The sequence below is a fragment of the Burkholderia sp. BCC0322 genome (assembly GCF_902833045.1).
In the GTDB taxonomy this organism is placed as follows: Bacteria; Pseudomonadota; Gammaproteobacteria; order Burkholderiales; family Burkholderiaceae; genus Burkholderia.
The window spans coordinates 341,093-359,317 of sequence record NZ_CADFDU010000003.1; the positions used below are offsets into that span (position 1 = coordinate 341,093).

The 18,225-nt window shown below is 67.9% G+C and carries 19 protein-coding genes; 14 read left to right on the forward strand and 5 right to left on the reverse strand.

What is annotated here, in order from left to right; all coding sequences use genetic code 11:
- Positions 1–56 precede the first annotated feature (56 nt).
- The 9 genes from HWX39_RS11915 (at position 57) to HWX39_RS11955 (ending at position 9,644) form a co-directional block, all read left to right on the forward strand.
- Positions 57–272 carry a hypothetical protein gene (locus tag HWX39_RS11915; RefSeq protein WP_175968276.1) on the forward strand — a complete coding sequence of 72 codons (216 nt, stop codon included), beginning with the start codon at positions 57–59 and terminating at the stop codon, positions 270–272.
- 42 nt (positions 273–314) lie between these two features.
- Positions 315–1,259: a MurR/RpiR family transcriptional regulator gene (locus HWX39_RS11920; protein WP_175968277.1), complete on the forward strand. Its 945-nt coding sequence runs from the start codon at positions 315–317 to the stop codon at positions 1,257–1,259.
- A complete protein-coding gene (locus tag HWX39_RS11925; RefSeq protein ID WP_175968278.1) occupies positions 1,256–2,251 on the forward strand; it encodes an isoaspartyl peptidase/L-asparaginase in 996 nt (331 codons plus the stop codon). Before HWX39_RS11920 ends, HWX39_RS11925 begins: the two co-directional genes overlap by 4 nt.
- Before the next feature lie 29 nt (positions 2,252–2,280).
- Entirely contained in the window at positions 2,281–4,188 is a 1,908-nt protein-coding gene (locus HWX39_RS11930) for a dipeptide ABC transporter ATP-binding protein (protein WP_175968279.1), read from the forward strand.
- A 95-nt stretch (positions 4,189–4,283) separates the two neighbouring features.
- A complete protein-coding gene (gsiB, locus tag HWX39_RS11935) occupies positions 4,284–5,846 on the forward strand; it encodes a glutathione ABC transporter substrate-binding protein GsiB (protein ID WP_175968280.1) in 1,563 nt (520 codons plus the stop codon).
- 79 nt (positions 5,847–5,925) lie between these two features.
- A complete protein-coding gene (gsiC, locus tag HWX39_RS11940) occupies positions 5,926–6,846 on the forward strand; it encodes a glutathione ABC transporter permease GsiC (RefSeq protein WP_175968281.1) in 921 nt (306 codons plus the stop codon).
- Between the two features lie 7 nt (positions 6,847–6,853).
- On the forward strand, positions 6,854–7,747 hold the full coding sequence (gene gsiD, locus HWX39_RS11945; RefSeq protein WP_175968282.1) for a glutathione ABC transporter permease GsiD: 894 nt from the start codon (positions 6,854–6,856) through the stop codon (positions 7,745–7,747).
- Positions 7,747–8,820 carry a P1 family peptidase gene (locus tag HWX39_RS11950; RefSeq protein WP_175968283.1) on the forward strand — a complete coding sequence of 358 codons (1,074 nt, stop codon included), beginning with the start codon at positions 7,747–7,749 and terminating at the stop codon, positions 8,818–8,820. Before gsiD ends, HWX39_RS11950 begins: the two co-directional genes overlap by 1 nt.
- Complete coding sequence (locus HWX39_RS11955) at positions 8,817–9,644, forward strand: M55 family metallopeptidase (RefSeq protein ID WP_175968284.1); 828 nt, start codon at positions 8,817–8,819, stop codon at positions 9,642–9,644. Before HWX39_RS11950 ends, HWX39_RS11955 begins: the two co-directional genes overlap by 4 nt.
- A 38-nt stretch (positions 9,645–9,682) precedes the next feature.
- Here HWX39_RS11955 and HWX39_RS11960 read toward each other — a convergent pair whose 3' ends face one another.
- Positions 9,683–10,462 (reverse strand): alpha/beta hydrolase, encoded by a 780-nt coding sequence (locus HWX39_RS11960; protein ID WP_175968285.1) that lies wholly within the window; start codon positions 10,460–10,462, stop codon positions 9,683–9,685.
- A 139-nt stretch (positions 10,463–10,601) separates the two neighbouring features.
- On the opposite strand from HWX39_RS11960, the gene HWX39_RS11965 reads away from it, so the two are divergent.
- Positions 10,602–11,381 (forward strand): helix-turn-helix transcriptional regulator, encoded by a 780-nt coding sequence (locus HWX39_RS11965; protein ID WP_175968286.1) that lies wholly within the window; start codon positions 10,602–10,604, stop codon positions 11,379–11,381.
- A gap of 451 nt (positions 11,382–11,832) precedes the next feature.
- Here HWX39_RS11965 and pcaG read toward each other — a convergent pair whose 3' ends face one another.
- The 3 genes from pcaG to HWX39_RS11980 form a co-directional block, all read right to left on the reverse strand.
- Complete coding sequence (gene pcaG, locus HWX39_RS11970) at positions 11,833–12,426, reverse strand: protocatechuate 3,4-dioxygenase subunit alpha (protein WP_085037803.1); 594 nt, start codon at positions 12,424–12,426, stop codon at positions 11,833–11,835.
- A 3-nt stretch (positions 12,427–12,429) separates the two neighbouring features.
- On the reverse strand, positions 12,430–13,137 hold the full coding sequence (gene pcaH / locus HWX39_RS11975; RefSeq protein WP_175968287.1) for a protocatechuate 3,4-dioxygenase subunit beta: 708 nt from the start codon (positions 13,135–13,137) through the stop codon (positions 12,430–12,432).
- 273 nt (positions 13,138–13,410) lie between these two features.
- On the reverse strand, positions 13,411–13,977 hold the full coding sequence (locus HWX39_RS11980) for a YiiX/YebB-like N1pC/P60 family cysteine hydrolase (RefSeq protein WP_175968288.1): 567 nt from the start codon (positions 13,975–13,977) through the stop codon (positions 13,411–13,413).
- Between the two features lie 120 nt (positions 13,978–14,097).
- Here HWX39_RS11980 and HWX39_RS11985 point away from each other — a divergent pair, with 120 nt between their 5' ends.
- From HWX39_RS11985 to HWX39_RS12000, 4 genes are all read left to right on the forward strand, one after another.
- Positions 14,098–14,835, forward strand: coding sequence for a helix-turn-helix transcriptional regulator (locus tag HWX39_RS11985; RefSeq protein WP_175968289.1), 738 nt, complete (start codon positions 14,098–14,100; stop codon positions 14,833–14,835).
- Between the two features lie 77 nt (positions 14,836–14,912).
- Positions 14,913–15,899 (forward strand): pca operon transcription factor PcaQ, encoded by a 987-nt coding sequence (gene pcaQ, locus HWX39_RS11990; RefSeq protein ID WP_175968290.1) that lies wholly within the window; start codon positions 14,913–14,915, stop codon positions 15,897–15,899.
- 127 nt (positions 15,900–16,026) lie between these two features.
- Positions 16,027–16,386: a type II toxin-antitoxin system RelE/ParE family toxin gene (locus tag HWX39_RS11995; protein WP_175968291.1), complete on the forward strand. Its 360-nt coding sequence runs from the start codon at positions 16,027–16,029 to the stop codon at positions 16,384–16,386.
- Positions 16,387–16,458: 72 nt separating this feature from the next.
- On the forward strand, positions 16,459–16,755 hold the full coding sequence (locus tag HWX39_RS12000; protein ID WP_011658604.1) for an XRE family transcriptional regulator: 297 nt from the start codon (positions 16,459–16,461) through the stop codon (positions 16,753–16,755).
- Between the two features lie 162 nt (positions 16,756–16,917).
- Here HWX39_RS12000 and HWX39_RS12005 read toward each other — a convergent pair whose 3' ends face one another.
- A complete protein-coding gene (locus tag HWX39_RS12005; protein ID WP_175968292.1) occupies positions 16,918–18,192 on the reverse strand; it encodes an amino acid permease in 1,275 nt (424 codons plus the stop codon).
- Positions 18,193–18,225 lie beyond the last annotated feature (33 nt).

Here is an 18,225-nt window from a genome sequence, read left to right on the forward strand (position 1 = left end):
TTTCGACGTCGTCGAAGGTTGATGTTATCTGACGACTGATCATTTTCGAACATCCTATGTTCGAATTCGAATCCGGTCAACGTGAAATTGCATTCGAACGAACTTGGTCGGGGTTTTCCCCGACTCACGAGGGCGGGCAGCAGGCGCGGCGCCGCTCGGCGATCACGCGCCAACGGCCCGTGCGGCGGGGCTGTGCGGGCGTCGGGCGTTTGAAAGGCGCGGGATGGGGCGTGACAACCGGAATGAAAATTTATTTCTTTTCAGGATTGTAGTTGTGTAAATTCATTTTCATCATCCTTGCAACCACCCTTCGCATGACGCCTCTCGTTCCGCACGACGCCAGTCAAGACGAACCCGCGATTGCCGAGCGGATCGCGTCGGCGATGCCGTTGATGACGCCGATCCACCGGCGCATGGGGGAGTTCGTGCTCGCGAATCCGTTCCGCGCGGCGACGATGCGCATCGACGAACTCGCGCAGGCCGTGAACGCGTCGATCGCGACCGCGAACCGCTTCGCGAAGGCACTCGGTTTCGACGGCTATCCGGCGATGCGCGCGGCGCTGGTGCGTGGCTTCGAGGCGACGCTCGGGCCGGTCGAGCGGCTGCGTTCCGCGCAGGAGCAGGAGCCCGGCGTACGCGGCGCTGCGTGGATCGATGCGGTATTCGACCAGGCCGTCGCGAACATCGAGAACACGCGCGCGCAACTGGACGCCGCCGATGTCGAGGCCGCGGTCGAGGCGATCGTCGGCGCGCGTCGCGTGCTGATCCTCGGCGCGGGGTCGAGCGCGTTTCTCACCGGGCTGATGGAGCACGGACTGTCCGTCTGCCATGACAACGTACAGTCGCTCGCGCTGCTCGGCGGCCCGTCGCACGCGGCGCGGCGGTTGTATACGGCCGACTCGCGCGATCTCGTGATCGCGCTGGCGTTTCCGCGCTACGTGAAGGACACGATCGAACTCGCCCGTCGCGCGGCCGCACGCGGTGCACGCGTACTGGGTATTTCCGACGGCCCGCAATCGCCGCTTGCGCCGATCGCGTCGCTGAACCTGTACGTCAAGGCCGAACGGCGCTTCGCGGCCACCTCGGAAGCGGCCGTGCTCGCGATGATCGAGGCCCTGATCGACGCGGTCGCGCTGCGCACGCACCGGTCCGCGAAATCCGCGGCCGAGATGACCGAATTCCTGCTGCCGTGGCTCGTCCAGCCGCAAGCGACGCTGCCGGCCGCCAACCCTCCTTCTCACCGTCCGAAAAAAACATGACTTCATCCGCGATCGTTGCGATTCACGGCGGCGCAGGCACGATCCTGCGCGAGGCGATGGATTCCGACACCGAACGTCAATACCGTGCCGAACTGACCGCGATCCTGCGGGCCGCGCAGCAGGTGCTGGCCGACGGCGGCAGCGCGCTCGACGCCGTCACCGTCGCGGTGCGGATGCTCGAGGACTGTCCGCTGTTCAACGCCGGGCGTGGCGCCGTCTATACGGCCGAAGGCAGGCACGAACTCGACGCGGCGGTCATGGACGGCGCGACGCTCGGCGCCGGCGCGATCTGCTGCGCGACGCGCGTGCGCAATCCCGTGCTTGCCGCGCGGCGCGTGATGGAGGCGAGCGAGCACGTGCTGTTCGCGGGTGAGGGCGCCGATGCGTTCGCGGCCGCGCAGGGGCTCGAACTCGCGGAACCGGGCTACTTCGACACCGAGGCGCGTCACGCGCAGTGGGTCAAGGCGTGCGCAGCGGCGGGCACCATGCTCGACCACGACGCGGCGAGTCTCGCGTTCGGCAAATCGCGGCAGCAGCCGGCCGAACCGCTCGATCCGGACCGCAAGCACGGCACGGTCGGCGCGGTCGCGTGCGACCGGCATGGTCACATCGCGGCGGCGACGTCGACGGGCGGCATCACGAACAAGCAGCCGGGGCGTGTCGGCGATTCGCCGATCATCGGCGCGGGCTGCTATGCGGACGACGCAACGTGCGCAGTGTCGTCGACGGGCACCGGCGAGATGTTCATCCGGCTCGCGACCGCGCATGACGTGGCCGCGCAGATCGCGTATCGCGGCGCATCGCTCGCCGACGCCGCGCACGACGTCGTGATGAACAAACTGCCGCGCCTGGCGGGCCGCGGCGGGATCATCGCGGTCGACGCGCAGGGCAATGTCGCGATGCCGTTCAACACCGAAGGGATGTACCGCGGCTACGCGCGCGTCGGTGAAGCGCCGGTGGTCGGCATCTATCGCGACGACGACACGGCCTGATCCCGGACCGCACGAGGAGGAAACCCACGATGACTTCGAGCCGTAACCCGTCCGGCCTGGTGCTGCCCGAGCAGCGTGTGGTGGCCGTCGACGACCTGTCGGTCACGTTCCGCCGCGAAGGCGCGACGTTCGACGCGGTGCGCAACGTGTCGTTTCACGTCGATCGCGGCGAGACGCTCGCGATCGTCGGCGAATCGGGCTCGGGCAAGTCGGTCACGTCGCTCGCGCTGATGCGGCTCGTCGAGCATGGCGGCGGCGCGATCACGAACGGCCGGATCGCGTTCCGCCGGCGCGGCGGCGCGCTCGTCGATCTTGCGCAGGCCAGCGGCGCGACGATGCGCGGCATTCGCGGCGCGGACATTGCGATGATCTTCCAGGAGCCGATGACGTCGCTGAACCCGGTGTTTACCGTCGGTGACCAGATCAGCGAGGCGATCGCGCTGCATCAGTCGAAAAACATGTCGGAAGCGCGCGCGGAGACGCTGCGGCTGCTCGAACTCGTGCGCATCCCGGAGGCGCGCCGCGTGTTCGCGCGCTATCCGCACCAGCTGTCGGGCGGGATGCGGCAGCGCGTGATGATCGCGATGGCGTTGTCGTGCCGGCCCTCGCTGCTGATCGCCGACGAGCCGACGACCGCGCTCGACGTGACGATCCAGGCGCAGATCCTGCAACTGGTGCGCGGGCTGCAGGACGAAATGAACATGGGCGTGATCTTCATCACGCACGACATGGGCGTGGTGGCCGAAGTGGCCGACCGCGTGCTCGTGATGTATCGCGGCGAGAAGGTCGAGGAGGGCGAATCGGAGCGCATCTTCGCGGCGCCTGAGCATCGCTACACGCGCGCGCTGCTCGCGGCCGTGCCGAAGCTCGGCTCGATGCAGGGCACCGATGCGCCCGAAAAATTCCCGCTGCTGAAGGTGGAGGGCGCGTGCGCGGGAGCACCGGCGGCGTCGCCCGCGCCCGCGGCGAACGACGACGCGCAGCCGCCTGTTGATCAGGCTGCAGCGCCGATCCTGCGCGTGCGCGATCTCGTGACGCGCTTCCCGGTGAAGAGCGGCGTGTTCGGCCGTGTGGCGCAATACGTGCATGCGGTCGAGCGCGTGAGCTTCGAACTGCACGCGGGCGAGACGCTCGCGCTGGTCGGCGAATCGGGCTGCGGCAAGTCGACCACCGGCCGTTCGCTGCTGCGCCTCGTCGAATCGCAGAGCGGCTCGATCGAGTTCGACGGCCGCGACATCAGCGCGCTGAAGGGCCCGGAGCTGCAGGCGCTGCGCCGGAACATCCAGTTCATCTTCCAGGATCCGTTCGCGTCGCTGAACCCGCGCCTGACCGTCGGCTTCTCGATCATGGAGCCGTTGCTCGTGCATGGCGTCGCGAGCGGCCGCGAAGCGCAGGCGCGCGTCGACTGGCTGCTCGACAAGGTCGGCCTGCCGCCGGAGGCCGCGCGCCGCTATCCGCACGAATTCTCGGGCGGCCAGCGCCAGCGGATCGCGATCGCGCGTGCGCTCGCGCTGAACCCGAAGGTCGTGATCGCCGACGAATCGGTGTCGGCGCTCGACGTGTCGGTGCAGGCGCAGATCGTCAACCTGATGCTCGACCTGCAGCGCGAGCTCGGCGTCGCGTACCTGTTCATCTCGCACGACATGGCCGTGGTCGAGCGCATCAGCCATCGCGTCGCGGTGATGTATCTCGGCCAGATCGTCGAGATCGGCCCGCGCCGCGCGGTGTTCGAGGCGCCGCAACATCCCTATACGAAGAAGCTGATGAGCGCGGTGCCGGTGGCCGACCCCGCGCGCCGGCATGCGCCGCGCCAGCTTGCGGCGGACGAGATTCCGAGCCCGATCCGCGCGCTCGGCGACGAGCCGGTCGTCGCGCCGCTCGTCGCGGTCGGCCCCGATCATTACGTCGCGACGCACCGCGTCGGCGGCGCGTACTGAAGGCATGCATCGCGACGGCGGTGCGCGAGCCTGCAGGAAGTCGAAACCGAAACGCCCAAGAGGCGTCACCGATTCACCGATAGGAGCCCAGCAACATGACCAAGCAGCATTCGTTCCCGATGTTTCGTCCGCGCGCGTGTTTCGTCGCGCTCGCCGGCGCATTCGCGCTGCAGGCCGCAGTGCCCGCGTTCGCGCAGCAGACCGCGGTGATGGCGGTGGATTCGACGTTTACGACGATGGACCCGTACGACGCGAACGACACGGTGTCGCAGGCCGTCGTCAAGTCGTTCTACCAGGGGCTGTTCGGCTTCGACAAGGACATGAAGCTCGTCAACGTGCTGGCGACCGGCTACGACGCGAGCCCCGATGCGAAGGTCTACACGATCAAGCTGCGCCAGGGCGTGAAGTTCCACGACGGCACCGATTTCAACGCGGCGGCCGTGAAGGCGAACTTCGACCGCGTGACCGATCCCGCGAACCACCTGAAGCGCTACAACATGTTCCGCGTGATCGAGAAGACCGAAGTGGTCGATCCGTACACGGTGAAGATCACGCTGCGCGAGCCGTTCTCGGCGCTGATCAACACGCTTGCGCACCCGTCGGCCGTGATGATCTCGCCGGCTGCGCTGAAGAAGTGGGGCCGCGACATCGCGCTGCATCCGGTCGGCACGGGCCCGTTCGAGTTCGTCGAATGGAAGCAGACCGACGACCTGAAGGTGAAGAAGTTCGCCGGCTACTGGAAGAAGGGCTATCCGAAGATCGACGCGATCGACTGGAAGCCGGTGGTCGACAACAACACGCGCGCCGCGCTGATCAAGACGGGTGAAGCCGATTTCGCGTTCCGCATCCCGTTCGAGCAGGCGGTCGACCTGAAGGGCAACCCGAAGGTCGACATCGTGGAGCGGCCGTCGATCGTGCAGCGCTACGTGTCGCTGAACATGCTGCAGAAGCCGTTCGACAACCCGAAGGTGCGGCAGGCGCTGAACTACGCGGTGAACAAGGAAGCGCTCGCGAAGGTCGCGTTCTCCGGCTTCGCGACGCCGTCGACCGGCGTGGTGCCGCAGGGTGTCGACTACGCGACGAAGCTGGGCCCGTGGCCGTACGACCCGGCGAAGGCACGCGCGCTGCTGAAGGAAGCCGGCTATCCGAACGGCTTCGAGACGACGCTGTGGTCCGCCTATAACAACTCGACGTCGCAGAAGGCGATCCAGTTCGTGCAGCAGCAACTCGCGCAGGTCGGCGTGAAGGTGCAGGTGCAGGCGCTGGAAGCCGGCGAGCGCGTCGCGAAGGTCGAGAGCGCGCCGGATCCGGCTAAGGCGCCGGTGCGGATGTACTACATCGGCTGGTCGTCGTCGACGGGTGAAGCGAACTGGGCGATCACGCCGCTGCTGGCCGGCGCGTCGGCGCCGCCGAAGCTCGTCAACACCGCGTACTACAAGAACGACACGGTCGACGGCGACCTGACGAAGGCGCTCGAGACGGTCGATCGCGCGAAGAAGGCCGACCTCTACGCCGATGCGCAGAAGCAGATCTGGACCGATGCGCCGTGGATCTTCCTCGTGCAGGAGAAGATCGTGTATGCACGCAGCAAGCGGCTGCAGGGCGCGTACGTGATGCCGGACGGCTCGTTCAATTTCGACGAAATCTCGCTGAAATGACAGTGGTGATGACGGCGGTTCGTCCGCCATGCGGTGCCGGCGGCGCAAGCTGCCGGCACGCTGATTCGATCGGTGCCCCATGCTGAATTTTCTCGTCAAACGCCTGTTCGGCCTGCTGCCGACGCTCGCGATCGTCGCGGTGCTGGTGTTCCTGTTCGTCCACCTGCTGCCGGGCGATCCGGCGCGGCTCGCGGCCGGCCCCGAAGCCGACGATGCGACGGTCGCGCTCGTGCGTGCCGATCTCGGGCTCGACCGGCCGCTGCCCGCGCAGTTCATGACCTTCTTCACGAAGATCGCGCACGGCGACTTCGGCATGTCGACGCGCAGCAAGCGGCCGGTCTCGACCGAGATCGGCGAACGCTTCACGCCGACGCTGATGCTGACGCTCGTCAGCATGGTGTGGGCGACGGCGTTCGGGATGGCGATCGGGATCGCGTCGGCGGTGTGGCGCAACCGCTGGCCCGACCGCCTCGGCATGACGCTGGCGGTGTCGGGCATCTCGTTTCCCGCGTTCGCGCTCGGCATGCTGCTGATGGAAATCTTCTCGGTGAAGCTCGGCTGGCTGCCGGTCGTGCCGGACGGCTCGTGGAAAAGCTACGTGCTGCCGTCGCTGACGCTCGGCGCCGCGGTCGCGGCCGTGATGGCGCGCTTCACGCGAGCGTCGTTCGTCGAGGTGCTGAACGAGGATTTCGTGCGCACCGCGCGCGCGAAGGGCGTGCACGAGCCGATGGTGGTGCTCAAGCACTGCCTGCGCAACGCGATGATCCCGGTCGTCACGATGATGGGGCTGCAGTTCGGCTTCCTGCTCGGCGGCTCGATCGTCGTCGAGGTCGTGTTCAACTGGCCGGGGCTCGGGCGCCTGCTCGTCGACGCGGTGACGATGCGCGACTACCCCGTGATCCAGGCGATCGTGCTGCTGTTTTCGCTCGAGTTCATCCTGATCAACCTGACCGTCGACGTGCTGTACGCGGTCATCAACCCGACCATCCGGTTCAAGTGAGGCGCGCATGAACGCGACAGTCCAGACCGCGGCGCCGGCCGCACCCGCCGCGATCCGCACGCCGTGGCGCGAATTCTGGCGCAAGTTCCGCAAGCAGACCGTCGCGCTCGTCGCGGGCGGCTTCGTGCTGGCGCTCGTCGTGCTGGCGTTCGTCGGCCCGCACATCGTGCCGTTCGATCCGGAGAACTATTTCGACTACGACGCGCTGAATGCGGGGCCGTCGGCCGTGCACTGGTTCGGCGTCGATTCGCTCGGTCGCGACATCTTCAGCCGGATCGTCGCCGGCACGCGCATCTCGCTCGCGGCCGGCTTCTTCTCGGTCGCGCTCGGCGCGGTGATCGGCACGTTCTTCGGGCTGCTCGCCGGTTACTACGAAGGCTGGTGGGACCGCATCACGATGCGTGTGGCCGACGTGCTGTTCGCGTTCCCGGGCATCCTGCTCGCGATCGGCGTGGTCGCGATCCTCGGCAACGGGATGGTCAACGTGATCTGCGCGGTCGCGATCTTCAGCATCCCGGCGTTCGCACGGCTGGTGCGCGGCAACACGCTGATGCTCAAGCACATGACCTATGTCGAAGCCGCGCGCAGCATCGGCGCGTCGGACTGGACGATCATCATGCGGCACATCCTGCCGGGCACGGTGTCGTCGGTCGTCGTCTACTTCACGATGCGGATCGGCACGTCGATCATCACGGCCGCGAGCCTGTCGTTCCTCGGGCTCGGCGCGCAGCCGCCGACGCCGGAGTGGGGCGCGATGCTCAACGAGGCGCGTGCGGACATGGTGACGGCGCCGCACATCGCGATCTTCCCGAGCCTCGCGATCTTCCTGACCGTGCTCGCGTTCAACCTGCTCGGCGACGGGCTGCGCGACGCGCTCGATCCGAAGCTGGAGCGCCGTTGATGCGCACTTCACCGATGTGGACGGCGACACTGCCGGCCGGGCCGCGCGGCACGATCGCCGACGTGCCGGGCGTGACGGTCGGCCATTGCACGCTCGATGCCGGCAACGTGCAGACGGGCGTGACCGTCGTGAAGCCGCATCCGGGCGACGTGTATCGCAGCAAGGTGCCGGCGGGGGTTGCCGTGATCAACGGGTTCGGCAAGAGCGTCGGGCTCGTGCAGGTCGAGGAACTCGGCATGCTCGATACGCCGATCGCGCTGACCAATACCTTCGGCGTCGGCGCGGTCGCGCAGGCGCAGATTCGCGCGGCGATCGCGGCGAATCCGCAGATCGGCCGCGACTGGTCGACCGTCAACCCGCTGGTGTTCGAGTGCAACGACGGCTATCTGAACGATATCCAGGCGTTCGCGGTCACGGCCGCGCATTACGACGACGCGTGCCGCACGGCGTCGCGTGACGTCGCACGCGGCGCGGTGGGTGCCGGGCGCGGGATGTCGAGCTTCGACCTGAAGGGCGGGCTCGGTTCCGCATCGCGCGTCGCTGTCGCGGCCGGGCGGCCTTATACGGTCGGCGCGCTCGTGCTCGCGAATTTCGGCCGGCTGCCGATGCTGACGCTCGGCGGCGTGCCGCTCGGGCGCATCGTCGCGCAACGTCGTGCGGCCGAGGCTGCGCACGCGGCCCCGCCCGAGCAAGGCTCGATCATCCTGTTGCTGGCCACCGATGCGCCGCTCGATGCGCGGCAACTATCGCGGCTCGCGCGCCGCGCGGGCGCGGGACTGGCCCGCACGGGCTCGGTCTACGGGCACGGCAGCGGCGACATCGCGCTTGCCTTCTCCACCGCGTACACGATCGCGCACGACGCGTCGACGGTCGCGCTGCCGGCCCTCGTCGCCGATGCGGCGCTCGATCCGCTGTTCATGGCCGCGGCCGAAAGCGTCGAGCACGCCATCGCCGATGCATTGCTGCAGGCCGTGACGGTGGCCGGGCGCGACGGCCACGTGCGGCAATCGCTGCGCGACGCGGTGCCCGATCTCGACTCTCTGCTCAACGCACACCGTCCCAACTATTCATGAAGATCCTGATTTCGACCGACATCGAAGGCGTCGCCGGCGTGTTCGCCACCGAGCAGACGCGCGCCGGCAATCCGGAATACGAGCGTGCACGTCGCTGGATGACCGCCGAGGCGAACGCGGCGATCGAAGGCGCGTTCATGGGCGGTGCGCAGGCGGTGTGGGTCAACGATTCGCATGGCGGCTTCCGCAACCTGCTGCCCGACGGGCTCGATGCGCGTGCGCGTGTCGTGCTCGGCAAGCCGCGCACGCTCGGGATGATGGCGGGCCTCGAACAGCGGCCGGACCTCGTGTTCATGATCGGCTATCACGCGAAATCGCAGACCCGCGGCGTACTCGCGCACACGATCAACGGCTTCGCGTTCACGCAGGTATGGCTGAACGGCGTCGAACTCGGCGAAGCGGGGCTGTACGGCGCGCTGGCGCGGGAATACGGCGCGCACGTCGCGCTGGCCACGGGCGACGACGTATTCGCCGAGGAAACGCAGCCGCTGTTTCCGGATGCGCATTTCGAGACGGTCAAGACGGCCGGCGGCGCATCGAGCGGCGATACGCTCACGCCCGCCGCGTCGTGTGCGCGGATCGCGGCGGCTGCGCGCGAAGCGGTCGCGCACGCGCTGTCGGCAGGTGTGCGCGCCGGCGCCCATCGGCCCGCGCCGGCCGCTTGCACGCTGCGCGTGCAGACCGCGGCGCTGGCCGACCTGTTCTGCGTGCTGCCGTCGCTGGCGCGCGTCGATGCAGTGACGCTGCGCTTCGACGGGCCGTCGGTCGAGCACGTGGTGCGCACGCTGAACAGTTTGTCGGCGATGTCGTTCATGCTGCGGTGATGCGGGTCTCCGCCATGCTGCTTGCGCGCCGTGCGTCGTCAGTGGTCGCCGGTGGGGCTCGCGTTCGCGGCGAGCAGGAACGCTTCCATCGCCGCGACCAGCGCGAGCGGCGTCTCGTTCATCGGGTAGTGGCCCGCGTTGCGCAGCACGTCGACGGTGGCGAGCGGATAGCGCCGCAGGTAGGTGCGGGCCATCAGCGCCGCGTCGAACGCCGGATCGTGCTCGCCGATCAGCACTTTCACCGGATGGATGCCGGCGATCTCGTCGCTGAAATCCGTGTCGGCCCATGCGCGGAAGTACGCGCCGAACGCCGTCGGCGACGAACGGGCTGCCGAATACGCGGCTTTCCACTCGACCCAGGCGGCGGGCAGCCGGCCGCCGGTGCTGCGATCGATGATGGTCCGGCGATCGGCGACGTGGTTGGCGGCGCGTTCGAATAGCGCGCGCTTCTCCGCGTCGAACGGCAGGCCGCCGCACGGCACGGGCGTGATCGGCACCAGCGCGCGCACGCGCCCGGGCGCGATGACGGCGATTTTCTCGGCCGCCATCGCGCCCATCGAGTGCCCGACGACGCTGAAGGTCGCGAAATCGAGCGCGTCGGCCAGCGCGAGCGCGTCGGCAGCGATCTCGTCGATCGTGTAGTAGCCCGCTGAGTCGCGCATCTGGCCGTAACCTCGGTAGTCCATGAATACATAGCTGAAGTGGTCACGCGACAGCCACGCTTCGACGGGTTCGAACGCGTGGGCGTCGCCGAACCAGCCGGGCAGTACAAGAACAGGGTGGGGGCCGTTCCCCACGCGATGAAACGTATTCGGCATGTCCGCTCCGATGCAGTAAACCGGCCGATCAGGCCGACGGGTCTTGCGGCCGTCAGGTCGCGCAAGGGTGGAGCGGATCGTAAATCGCGCGAAGGAGACCCGCCTTCGATATCGGGTCATTGATGATGGAATTCGGGCCGTGAGAAATACGTTGCTAGATCCCTACGAAAACATTCCCCGGAGCGTGGTCGTGACCGCCAACGACTATGCGGCGGGCACGACGTTTCCGGCGCACGCGCATGCGCGCGGGCAATTCGCGTTCGCGTCGCGCGGCACGATCAGCGTGTCGACGCCGCACGGGCGCTGGCTGGTGCCGCCGCAGCGCGCGTGCTGGGTGCCGGCCGGCGTGCGGCACGAAATGACGATGACCGGGCCGGTCACGATGCTCAACACGTTCGTGTCCGGCGACGCCGCGCGGGAGGCGGGCCTGTCCGAACAGTGCGGTGTCTATGGCGTGTCCGCGCTGCTGCGGCAACTGATCGACGATGCGATCGACCTGCCGGCCTTGTACGACGTCGGCGGGCGCGCGGGCAAGCTGATGGCGCTGCTGGTCGCGGAAATCGCGACGATGCCGCGCCTGTCGCTGCATGCGCCGCTGCCGGCCGACGCACGGCTGGCGAAGGTGTGCCGGCATCTGTTCGCGTCGCCGTCGATCGCGGCCGATCTCGACCAGGTGGCCGCCGATGCAGGCGTGAGCCGCCGCACGTTCACGCGGCAGTTTCGCGCGCAGACGGGGGTGAGTTTTGCCGCATGGCGCCAGCAGGTGTGCATGCTCGCGGCGATCGCGCGCCTGAGCGACGGGCAGCCGGTGACGCTCGTCGCGCTCGATCTCGGGTACGCGAGCGCCAGCGCGTTCACGTCGGCGTTTCGCCGCATTCTGGGCGATACGCCGAGCCGCTATCTGGAGATTCGGCGCTAACCGGAGGGCGTCGGCGCACGCCAGGCCGGTGCGTCGGCTGCCGCCAAAAAATACGCGCCTGCCAACTTCGGTCAGACGCGTTTAAAGGCACTCGGTCAGAAAAAAATGCGCGCACAGCCTGCCGGGCGGTGTCGCGCATGACATGCGTAATTGTTGCTGATCGTGATTCAATTCCATGGTCATGTTGCGGATAACGAAGAATACGCCGCATAACGCGCAAACGATATCCTGCCGAATCGACAAGTTGTGTGCAGTCGCAGCATGCGTTTCAATCGCGCGTTCGCTACAAGGGGCGGAAGCTCGCGATAACGGGCATCGGCACTCATGGCCCAGCGCAATGCGCCGCAGCATCGAATGATGACGGCGGAACACGAAAAACGCCGCGTGGCGCGATGCCGGTTAGGTATCGCGCCACGCGGCGGTGCGGTAGCGGGCGAAGCCGGCGTGCGCGTCACACGTCGAAGAACACGGTTTCGTCCGGCCCCTGCATGCGGATGTCGAAGCGGTAGACGACCGGGCGGCCCGGCTGCGCGTCGCGTTTCGCGACGAGCGTCGCGCGGCGCTCGGCCGGCACGGCGTTCAGCACGGGGTCGGCTGCGTTCGCGGCGGCTTCGTCGTCGAAGTACACGCGCGTGAACGCGTGGGTGAGGATCCCGCGCATCATCACGGTCACGTTGATGTGCGGCGCTTCGTCGGCGGCGATGCGGCCCGGCTTCACCGTCTCGACGACGAAGCGCTGCTGCGCATCGGTGCCGGTGCCGACTCGCGCGAAGCCCGTGAAGCCGGATTTCGCGATGTCGTCGCGCGACGCGGGGTAGCGGCCCGCGCCGTCCACCTGCGTGAATTCGAGCACCGCGTCGCCGACGACGTTGCCGTCGCCGTCGAACACCTGGCCGACCAGCAGCACGTGCTCGCCTTCGGCGTGTGCCGCGGCGATCGTCGGCGTGAACAGGCTCTTCAAGTCGTAGTCGTATTGCTGCGGGCACAGGCCGTACGCGAAATACGGGCCGACCGTCTGCGAAGGGGTTTGCTTCAGCGTCGTCATGGTTCAGCGCTCCATCGGGGTGGCGTCGCGGCCGCGCAGCACGATGTCGAATTCGTAGCCGAGCGCATAGCCTTCTTCGGTGATGTCCATCGAGAAGCGCGAGATCAGGCGATCGCGCGCGGCCTCGGGCGTGCCCTGGAAGATCGGGTCGTACGCGAGCAGCGGGTCGCCGGGGAAATACATCTGCGTGACGAGACGCGAGCCGAAGTAATCGCCGAACAGCGAGAAGTGGATGTGATTCGGGCGCCACGCGTTCGGATGGTTGCCCCACGGGTACGCGCCGGGCTTGATCGTCAGGAAGCGGTAGCGGCCTTCGCTGTCGGTCAGGCAGCGGCCCGCGCCGAGGAAGTTGGGGTCGAGCGGTGCGTCGTGCTGGTCGACCTTGTGCACGTAGCGGCCGGCCGCGTTCGCCTGCCATACCTCGACGAGCGTGTTGCGCACGGGCTTGCCGCCTTCGTCGAGCACGCGGCCCGTGACGACCATGCGCTCGCCGAGCGGCTCGCCGTTTTTCACCGCGTTCTTCGTCAGGTCATGGTCGAGTGCGCCGAGATCTTCGGCGCCGTAGACGGGCGCGTACTGGTCGCGGAGCTTCTCCTTCAGCGGGATCAGCGGGCGCGTCGGGCCGCGCTTCACGGACGAACGGTACTCGGGGTGGATGTAGGCCGGATGCGACGGCCAGTCGCGCGGCGTGAGGATCGTGGGGGAATCCATCGGGCGTCTCCTGATAGGTATTTCACGAAGTGGATGGCAGGACTTTAGCTAATCCGGAAAGTTATGCAAAATGACCTTTTTTCGCAAATCGCATAACTGTTCGTTATGTTTGATGCGCCAATGAAAATTCCGCCGGACAGGATGCCTGTCCGGCGGAAAAAGCGATCGGGCTTCGCGTCGTCGGTGACGACCCCGTGCACGGCCCTCCAGCCAGCCCGTCGCTGTTTTTTTGTGTTGTCGTTCTTGTTGTTGTCGGGTCTCCCTGAGCGCCTGTTATGACTGGCGGCCGGGATCGAACACGATCCCGTCGAATTCGAGTGCCAGCGCGCCGCTGCGCAGCAGTGCGGCCAGCGTCGCATCCCGGTCGGCGCCGAGCACGTCGCTCACGTAGTTCGCGCAGAACCCGCGCCGCGTCCGCAGGTTGAAGCGGTTGCCGAGCAGCGCGTCGATCCGCCGTTCAGCCGTTGAATGAATCCGGCGCTGCGCTTCGGTGGTCGGTGCCGCGACGCGACGGGCCAGCGCGATGCGTCCGCCGTCGGTCCGGGCGACGAAGCGCGACAGCGGCGTGAGCTTCGTCCACGCAAACGCCGATTCGGCGATCACGGGCTCGTCGCCCGAGGTGTCGACGACGATGCCGAAGCGATTGGCCCACGCACCCGTCGCGCCTGCCGCGTCGCGCGGCGCATTCGCCCGCACGCGGATGAACACGAGATCCCCGACGTGCGCGCTGGCGGCCAGCGTGCGGACCGTGGCGAGCGGGATCGTGCGATCCGTGTCGCGGGCATCGCGCGGGGCGGTGTGATGCGATTCGTAGGCAGCGGTTTCGGTTCGGGTGGTCATTTCGGCTCCGTCGTTCAGTGACAGCACGGAGCGGATTATGCAGACAAGTATCTGAAAGTGTTCATCTGTACGCTCAGGTAGCCTAATATCTGACCTGGAGCATCATTTTTCGATACCAAAATGACCGAAACCGCCCAACTTATCGACATGCTGAAGCGCCAGTTGAAGGCGCAGGGCATGACCTACCGCGACGTCGCACGTGCGCTCGACGTCTCCGAGACAAGCGTGAAGCGGCTGTTCGCCAGCGGCCGCTTTACGCTGGAGCGTGTCGTGGAGATCGCGCAACTGCTCGGCTATACGCTGGCCGAGCTCGTGCAGGAGGCGTCCGCGTCGGCGCCGAGGCTGCACGTGCTGACCGAGCAGCAGGAGACGCTGCTCGTGTCGGACGACAAACTGCTGCTCGTTGCCGTGTGCGCGATCAACTACTGGACCGTGGAGGACATCGTGTCGGCCTATCAGGTGACGAAGGCCGAGTGCGTGAAATACCTGCTGATGCTCGACCGGATGAACGTCGTCGCGCTGTTGCCGGGCGACCGGATTCGCGTGCGCGTCGCGCGCGATTTCGACTGGCTGCCCGGCGGGCCGATCCGCCGTTACTTCCATGCGCACGCGCTCGGCGATTTCCTCGACAGCCGCTTCGACGGGGAGGGCGAGACGATGACGTTCTCGCAGGGGATGCTGACGGAGGCTGCGTCCGCGGAGCTCGAACTGGAGTTGCGCCGGCTGCGCAGCAAGGCCGCCGCGCTCCATGCGGAATCGTCGTCCGCACCGCTCGCGCAAAAGCACGGCACCAGCTTGCTGATCGCGAAGCGGATGTGGGAGCCGGCCGGTTTCCAGGCACTGCGGCGTCACGCGTGATGCAGCGTCGAGTGCTTGGGACTATCCGGAAAGTTATGCAAAATGGCATTTCATCGTCAATCGCATAACAACCCGTTATGAATAACCGTATCGCCGACGGCCGCGTCAAGTTCCGGCACCTGCAGTGCTTTCTCGCGGTCGCGCAACTGGGCGGCGTGCAGAAGGCGGCCGAAAGCCTGTCGATCACGCAGCCGGCCGTCTCGAAGACGATTGCCGAACTGGAGGCGATCCTCGGCGTGAAACTGTTCGAGCGTGGCCGTCAGGGGGCGCAGCCGACCCGCGAGGCGCAGCTGTTCATGCCGCACGCGAATGCGTGCGTGCTGGCGCTGCGGCAGGGCGTCGGGTTGCTCGCGCGCGAAGGCGGGGCCGCCGCGGCGACGCTGGAAATCGGCATGCTGCCGACCGTCGCGGCATCGCTCGCGCCCGCGTTGATGAAGGCGCTCGCCGAGCGCTGGCCGCGCGTCGTCGTGCGGATCGCGACGGCCGCGAACGCCGATCTGCTCGAACGCCTGAAGTCCGGTGCGATCGAGTGCGCGATCGGGCGGCTGTCGGAGCCGGAGCGGATGATCGGGCTCGCGTTCGAGCAGTTGTACAACGAGCCGCTCGTCGCCGTCGTGCGCGCCGGGCATCCGCTGCTGTCGAGCGCGGCGCCGGCGGCCGAGCTTGTGCGCTATCCGGTCGTGCTGCCGCCGTACGGCACGCTGATCCGCCAGTCGGCCGAGCAGTTGCTCGGCGCTTGCGGCGTGCCGCCGCTGGATTCGTTCGTCGAGGTGCTTTCGGTATCGGTCGCGCGTGCGCTGGCGCTCGAGAACGATGCGGTGTGGTTCGTGCCGCTCTATGCGGCCGAATACGATCTGTCGGCCGGTGCGCTGGCGCGCCTGCCGCTGCCGTCCGCGGGTACCGACGAGCCGGTCGGGCTCATTCTGCGCACCGATGCGCAGCCGTCGCCCGTCGCACGGACGCTGATCGATGCCGTGCGCGAGATCGCACGATCACGGTTCGGCGACAAGCGCCCGCACCGGACGCCACGCGCCGCGCGCAAGCCGGGGCGCGGCAATCGCTGATCCTTCGGGCCGGGCGGCAAGCCTGGCTCGGTTCCTGTCTCCGCTTCCGGACCGGCCATCCGGCCAGTAGCCGTCCTCGTGGTGCTTGGCATATCGTATCGTTTTTGGTACGCTTGGTGTCAAGACGATGACGAGACAGCAGATCCAGGTCACGCTCGGCGTGCGGTTCTTTCGCACGGCCCGAGGCAACGAGCCGGTGCGCGAATGGCTGAAGGCGCTCGGGCAAGCGGAGCGAAGGGCGATCGGCGAAGAGATCAAGACCGTTCAACTGGGCTGGCCGCTCGGTATGCCGCTGGTCCGGAAGATGGCGCGGGATCGGTGGGAGATCCGCGTGATGCTGCCGGGGCGGAGCGCCCGTGTGCTGTTTACAGTCGTCGGCGACACGATGGTCCTGCTGCATGGCTTCTTCAAGCAGTCGCGGGACACGCCGTCGGACGACCTCGACGTCACCGTCGCGCGCCTGAAGGCGCTGACGCACGCCATTTGAATTTCCGGTTGCGCCTGAACGCACCGTCTCCGACGGTCGGGCAGCCGGCAACGCCATGCACTGGAGTACGACATGACGACCACGAACAATCCGCATATCGGCAGCGACTTCGATACCTTCCTCGAAGAGGACGGCAATCTCGAAGCGGCCACCGCCACCGCGATCAAGCGCGTGATCGCGTGGCAGATCGGGCAGGAGATGAAGGCGCAGCACATCACGAAAACCGCGATGGCCGCACGGATGAAGACCAGCCGCGCCGCGCTCAACCGGCTGCTCGACGAAACCGACACGAGCCTCACGCTGGCCACGCTCGCGAGCGCGGCCACCGCACTCGGCAAACGGCTCAGCTTCGAGCTGGTGCCGGCCTGACGGGCGTGAAGGATCGGCGGCCGGCCGAGTCCGCGCCCCTGTGCGTGACGCGCGCGGCGGAGTGGACGGCACTCCGGCCAGCGGCTCGGCCATCGGTTCGGTCATGATCAGTCCGCGCGTCGCCGCAAGCAGGCGAGTGCCGGCCCGAGCACGCATGGCGGGTCACTGACGCGGCCCGGCCACCTGCAGATAGAGCAGCGCACCGCCCGCGAGCAGCAACGGGCACAGGATGTACCAGCCGGTCGTCAGGAACAGCCCGGCGACCGCGACCAGCGAAATCCATGCACAACGGTGCGCGATGCCGCCGCGTGGCAGCAGTTTCAGCGCGGCGGCCGCGCCGAGCCCGTACACCATCACGAAGCACCCGGACGTGACGAGCACGAGGGGCTTCGGCCCGACGTCCGTCAGCGTCGTCGCAGCCAGTGCGACAACAGCGAGCACGGCGATCACGCCGAGGCTGCGGCGCGGGACGCCGCCGACCTGGCTGCCTTGCGCGAGCCACGCGGGCAACGCGCCGTCGCGCCCGAGCGCCGCGCCGAGCTTGGCCGCGCCCGCGAAATACGCGTTCATCGTGCCGAGCGTGAGCAGCACCGCGGCCGCGGCGGCCAGCACCTGCGCATGACCGCCGATGCCGCCCGCGATCAGTTCGGCGAGCGGCGCCCCCGATCCGCCCGCGGACGGCCCGAGCACCGTCACGCTCGCGGCAGCAACCGACAGATACAGGAACCCGACCACCACGACGGCGATACCGGCCGAGCGCGGCATGTCGTGCGCGGGCCGGCGGAATTCGGCCGCGAGATGCGTGATCGCTTCCCAGCCGGCGAAACTCCACACGAGCAGCGCGGCCGCCTGGCCGACCGCGAGCCAGCCGTGCGGCGCGAACTGATGCAGGTTCTCGGTGCGCGCATGCGGCGCGGAGGCGAGCACCGCGGCGAGCAGCAGCGTGACGAGCAGCGCCGACAACACGAGCTGCATGCGGCCCGAGACGGTGACGCCGAATGCATTCGCGGCCGACACGGTCGCGATCAGCGCGGCCGCCGTGACGACGACGGTCGTGTGCCCGCCGCCCATGACGGCCGCGACGTATGCGCCGCCGAACATCGCGGCCGCCGGCGCACCGGCCGGGACCGCGAAGTAGAAGCACCAGCCGACGATGGCCGCGGCCTTCGGGCCGAATGCACGCCGGGCGTAAGTCGAGACGCCGCCTGCGTCGGGATAGCGCGCGCCGAGTGCGGCGAAGGTGGCGGCGAGCGGCCCGGACAGCACGACCAGCGCGGCCCATGCGAGCAGCGATGCCGGGCCCGCGACTTCCGCGGCGAGCGCGGGCAACGCGATCACGCCGGTGCCGAGCACCGCGCCGATATACAGCGCGGCGCCCTGGAAAATCGTCAGCGAGCCCGCGTGATGAGCGGTGGGCGAATCAACATGCGAGGACATGGATAGCCGTCTCCGAAAGTTTCGTTGTGTTTG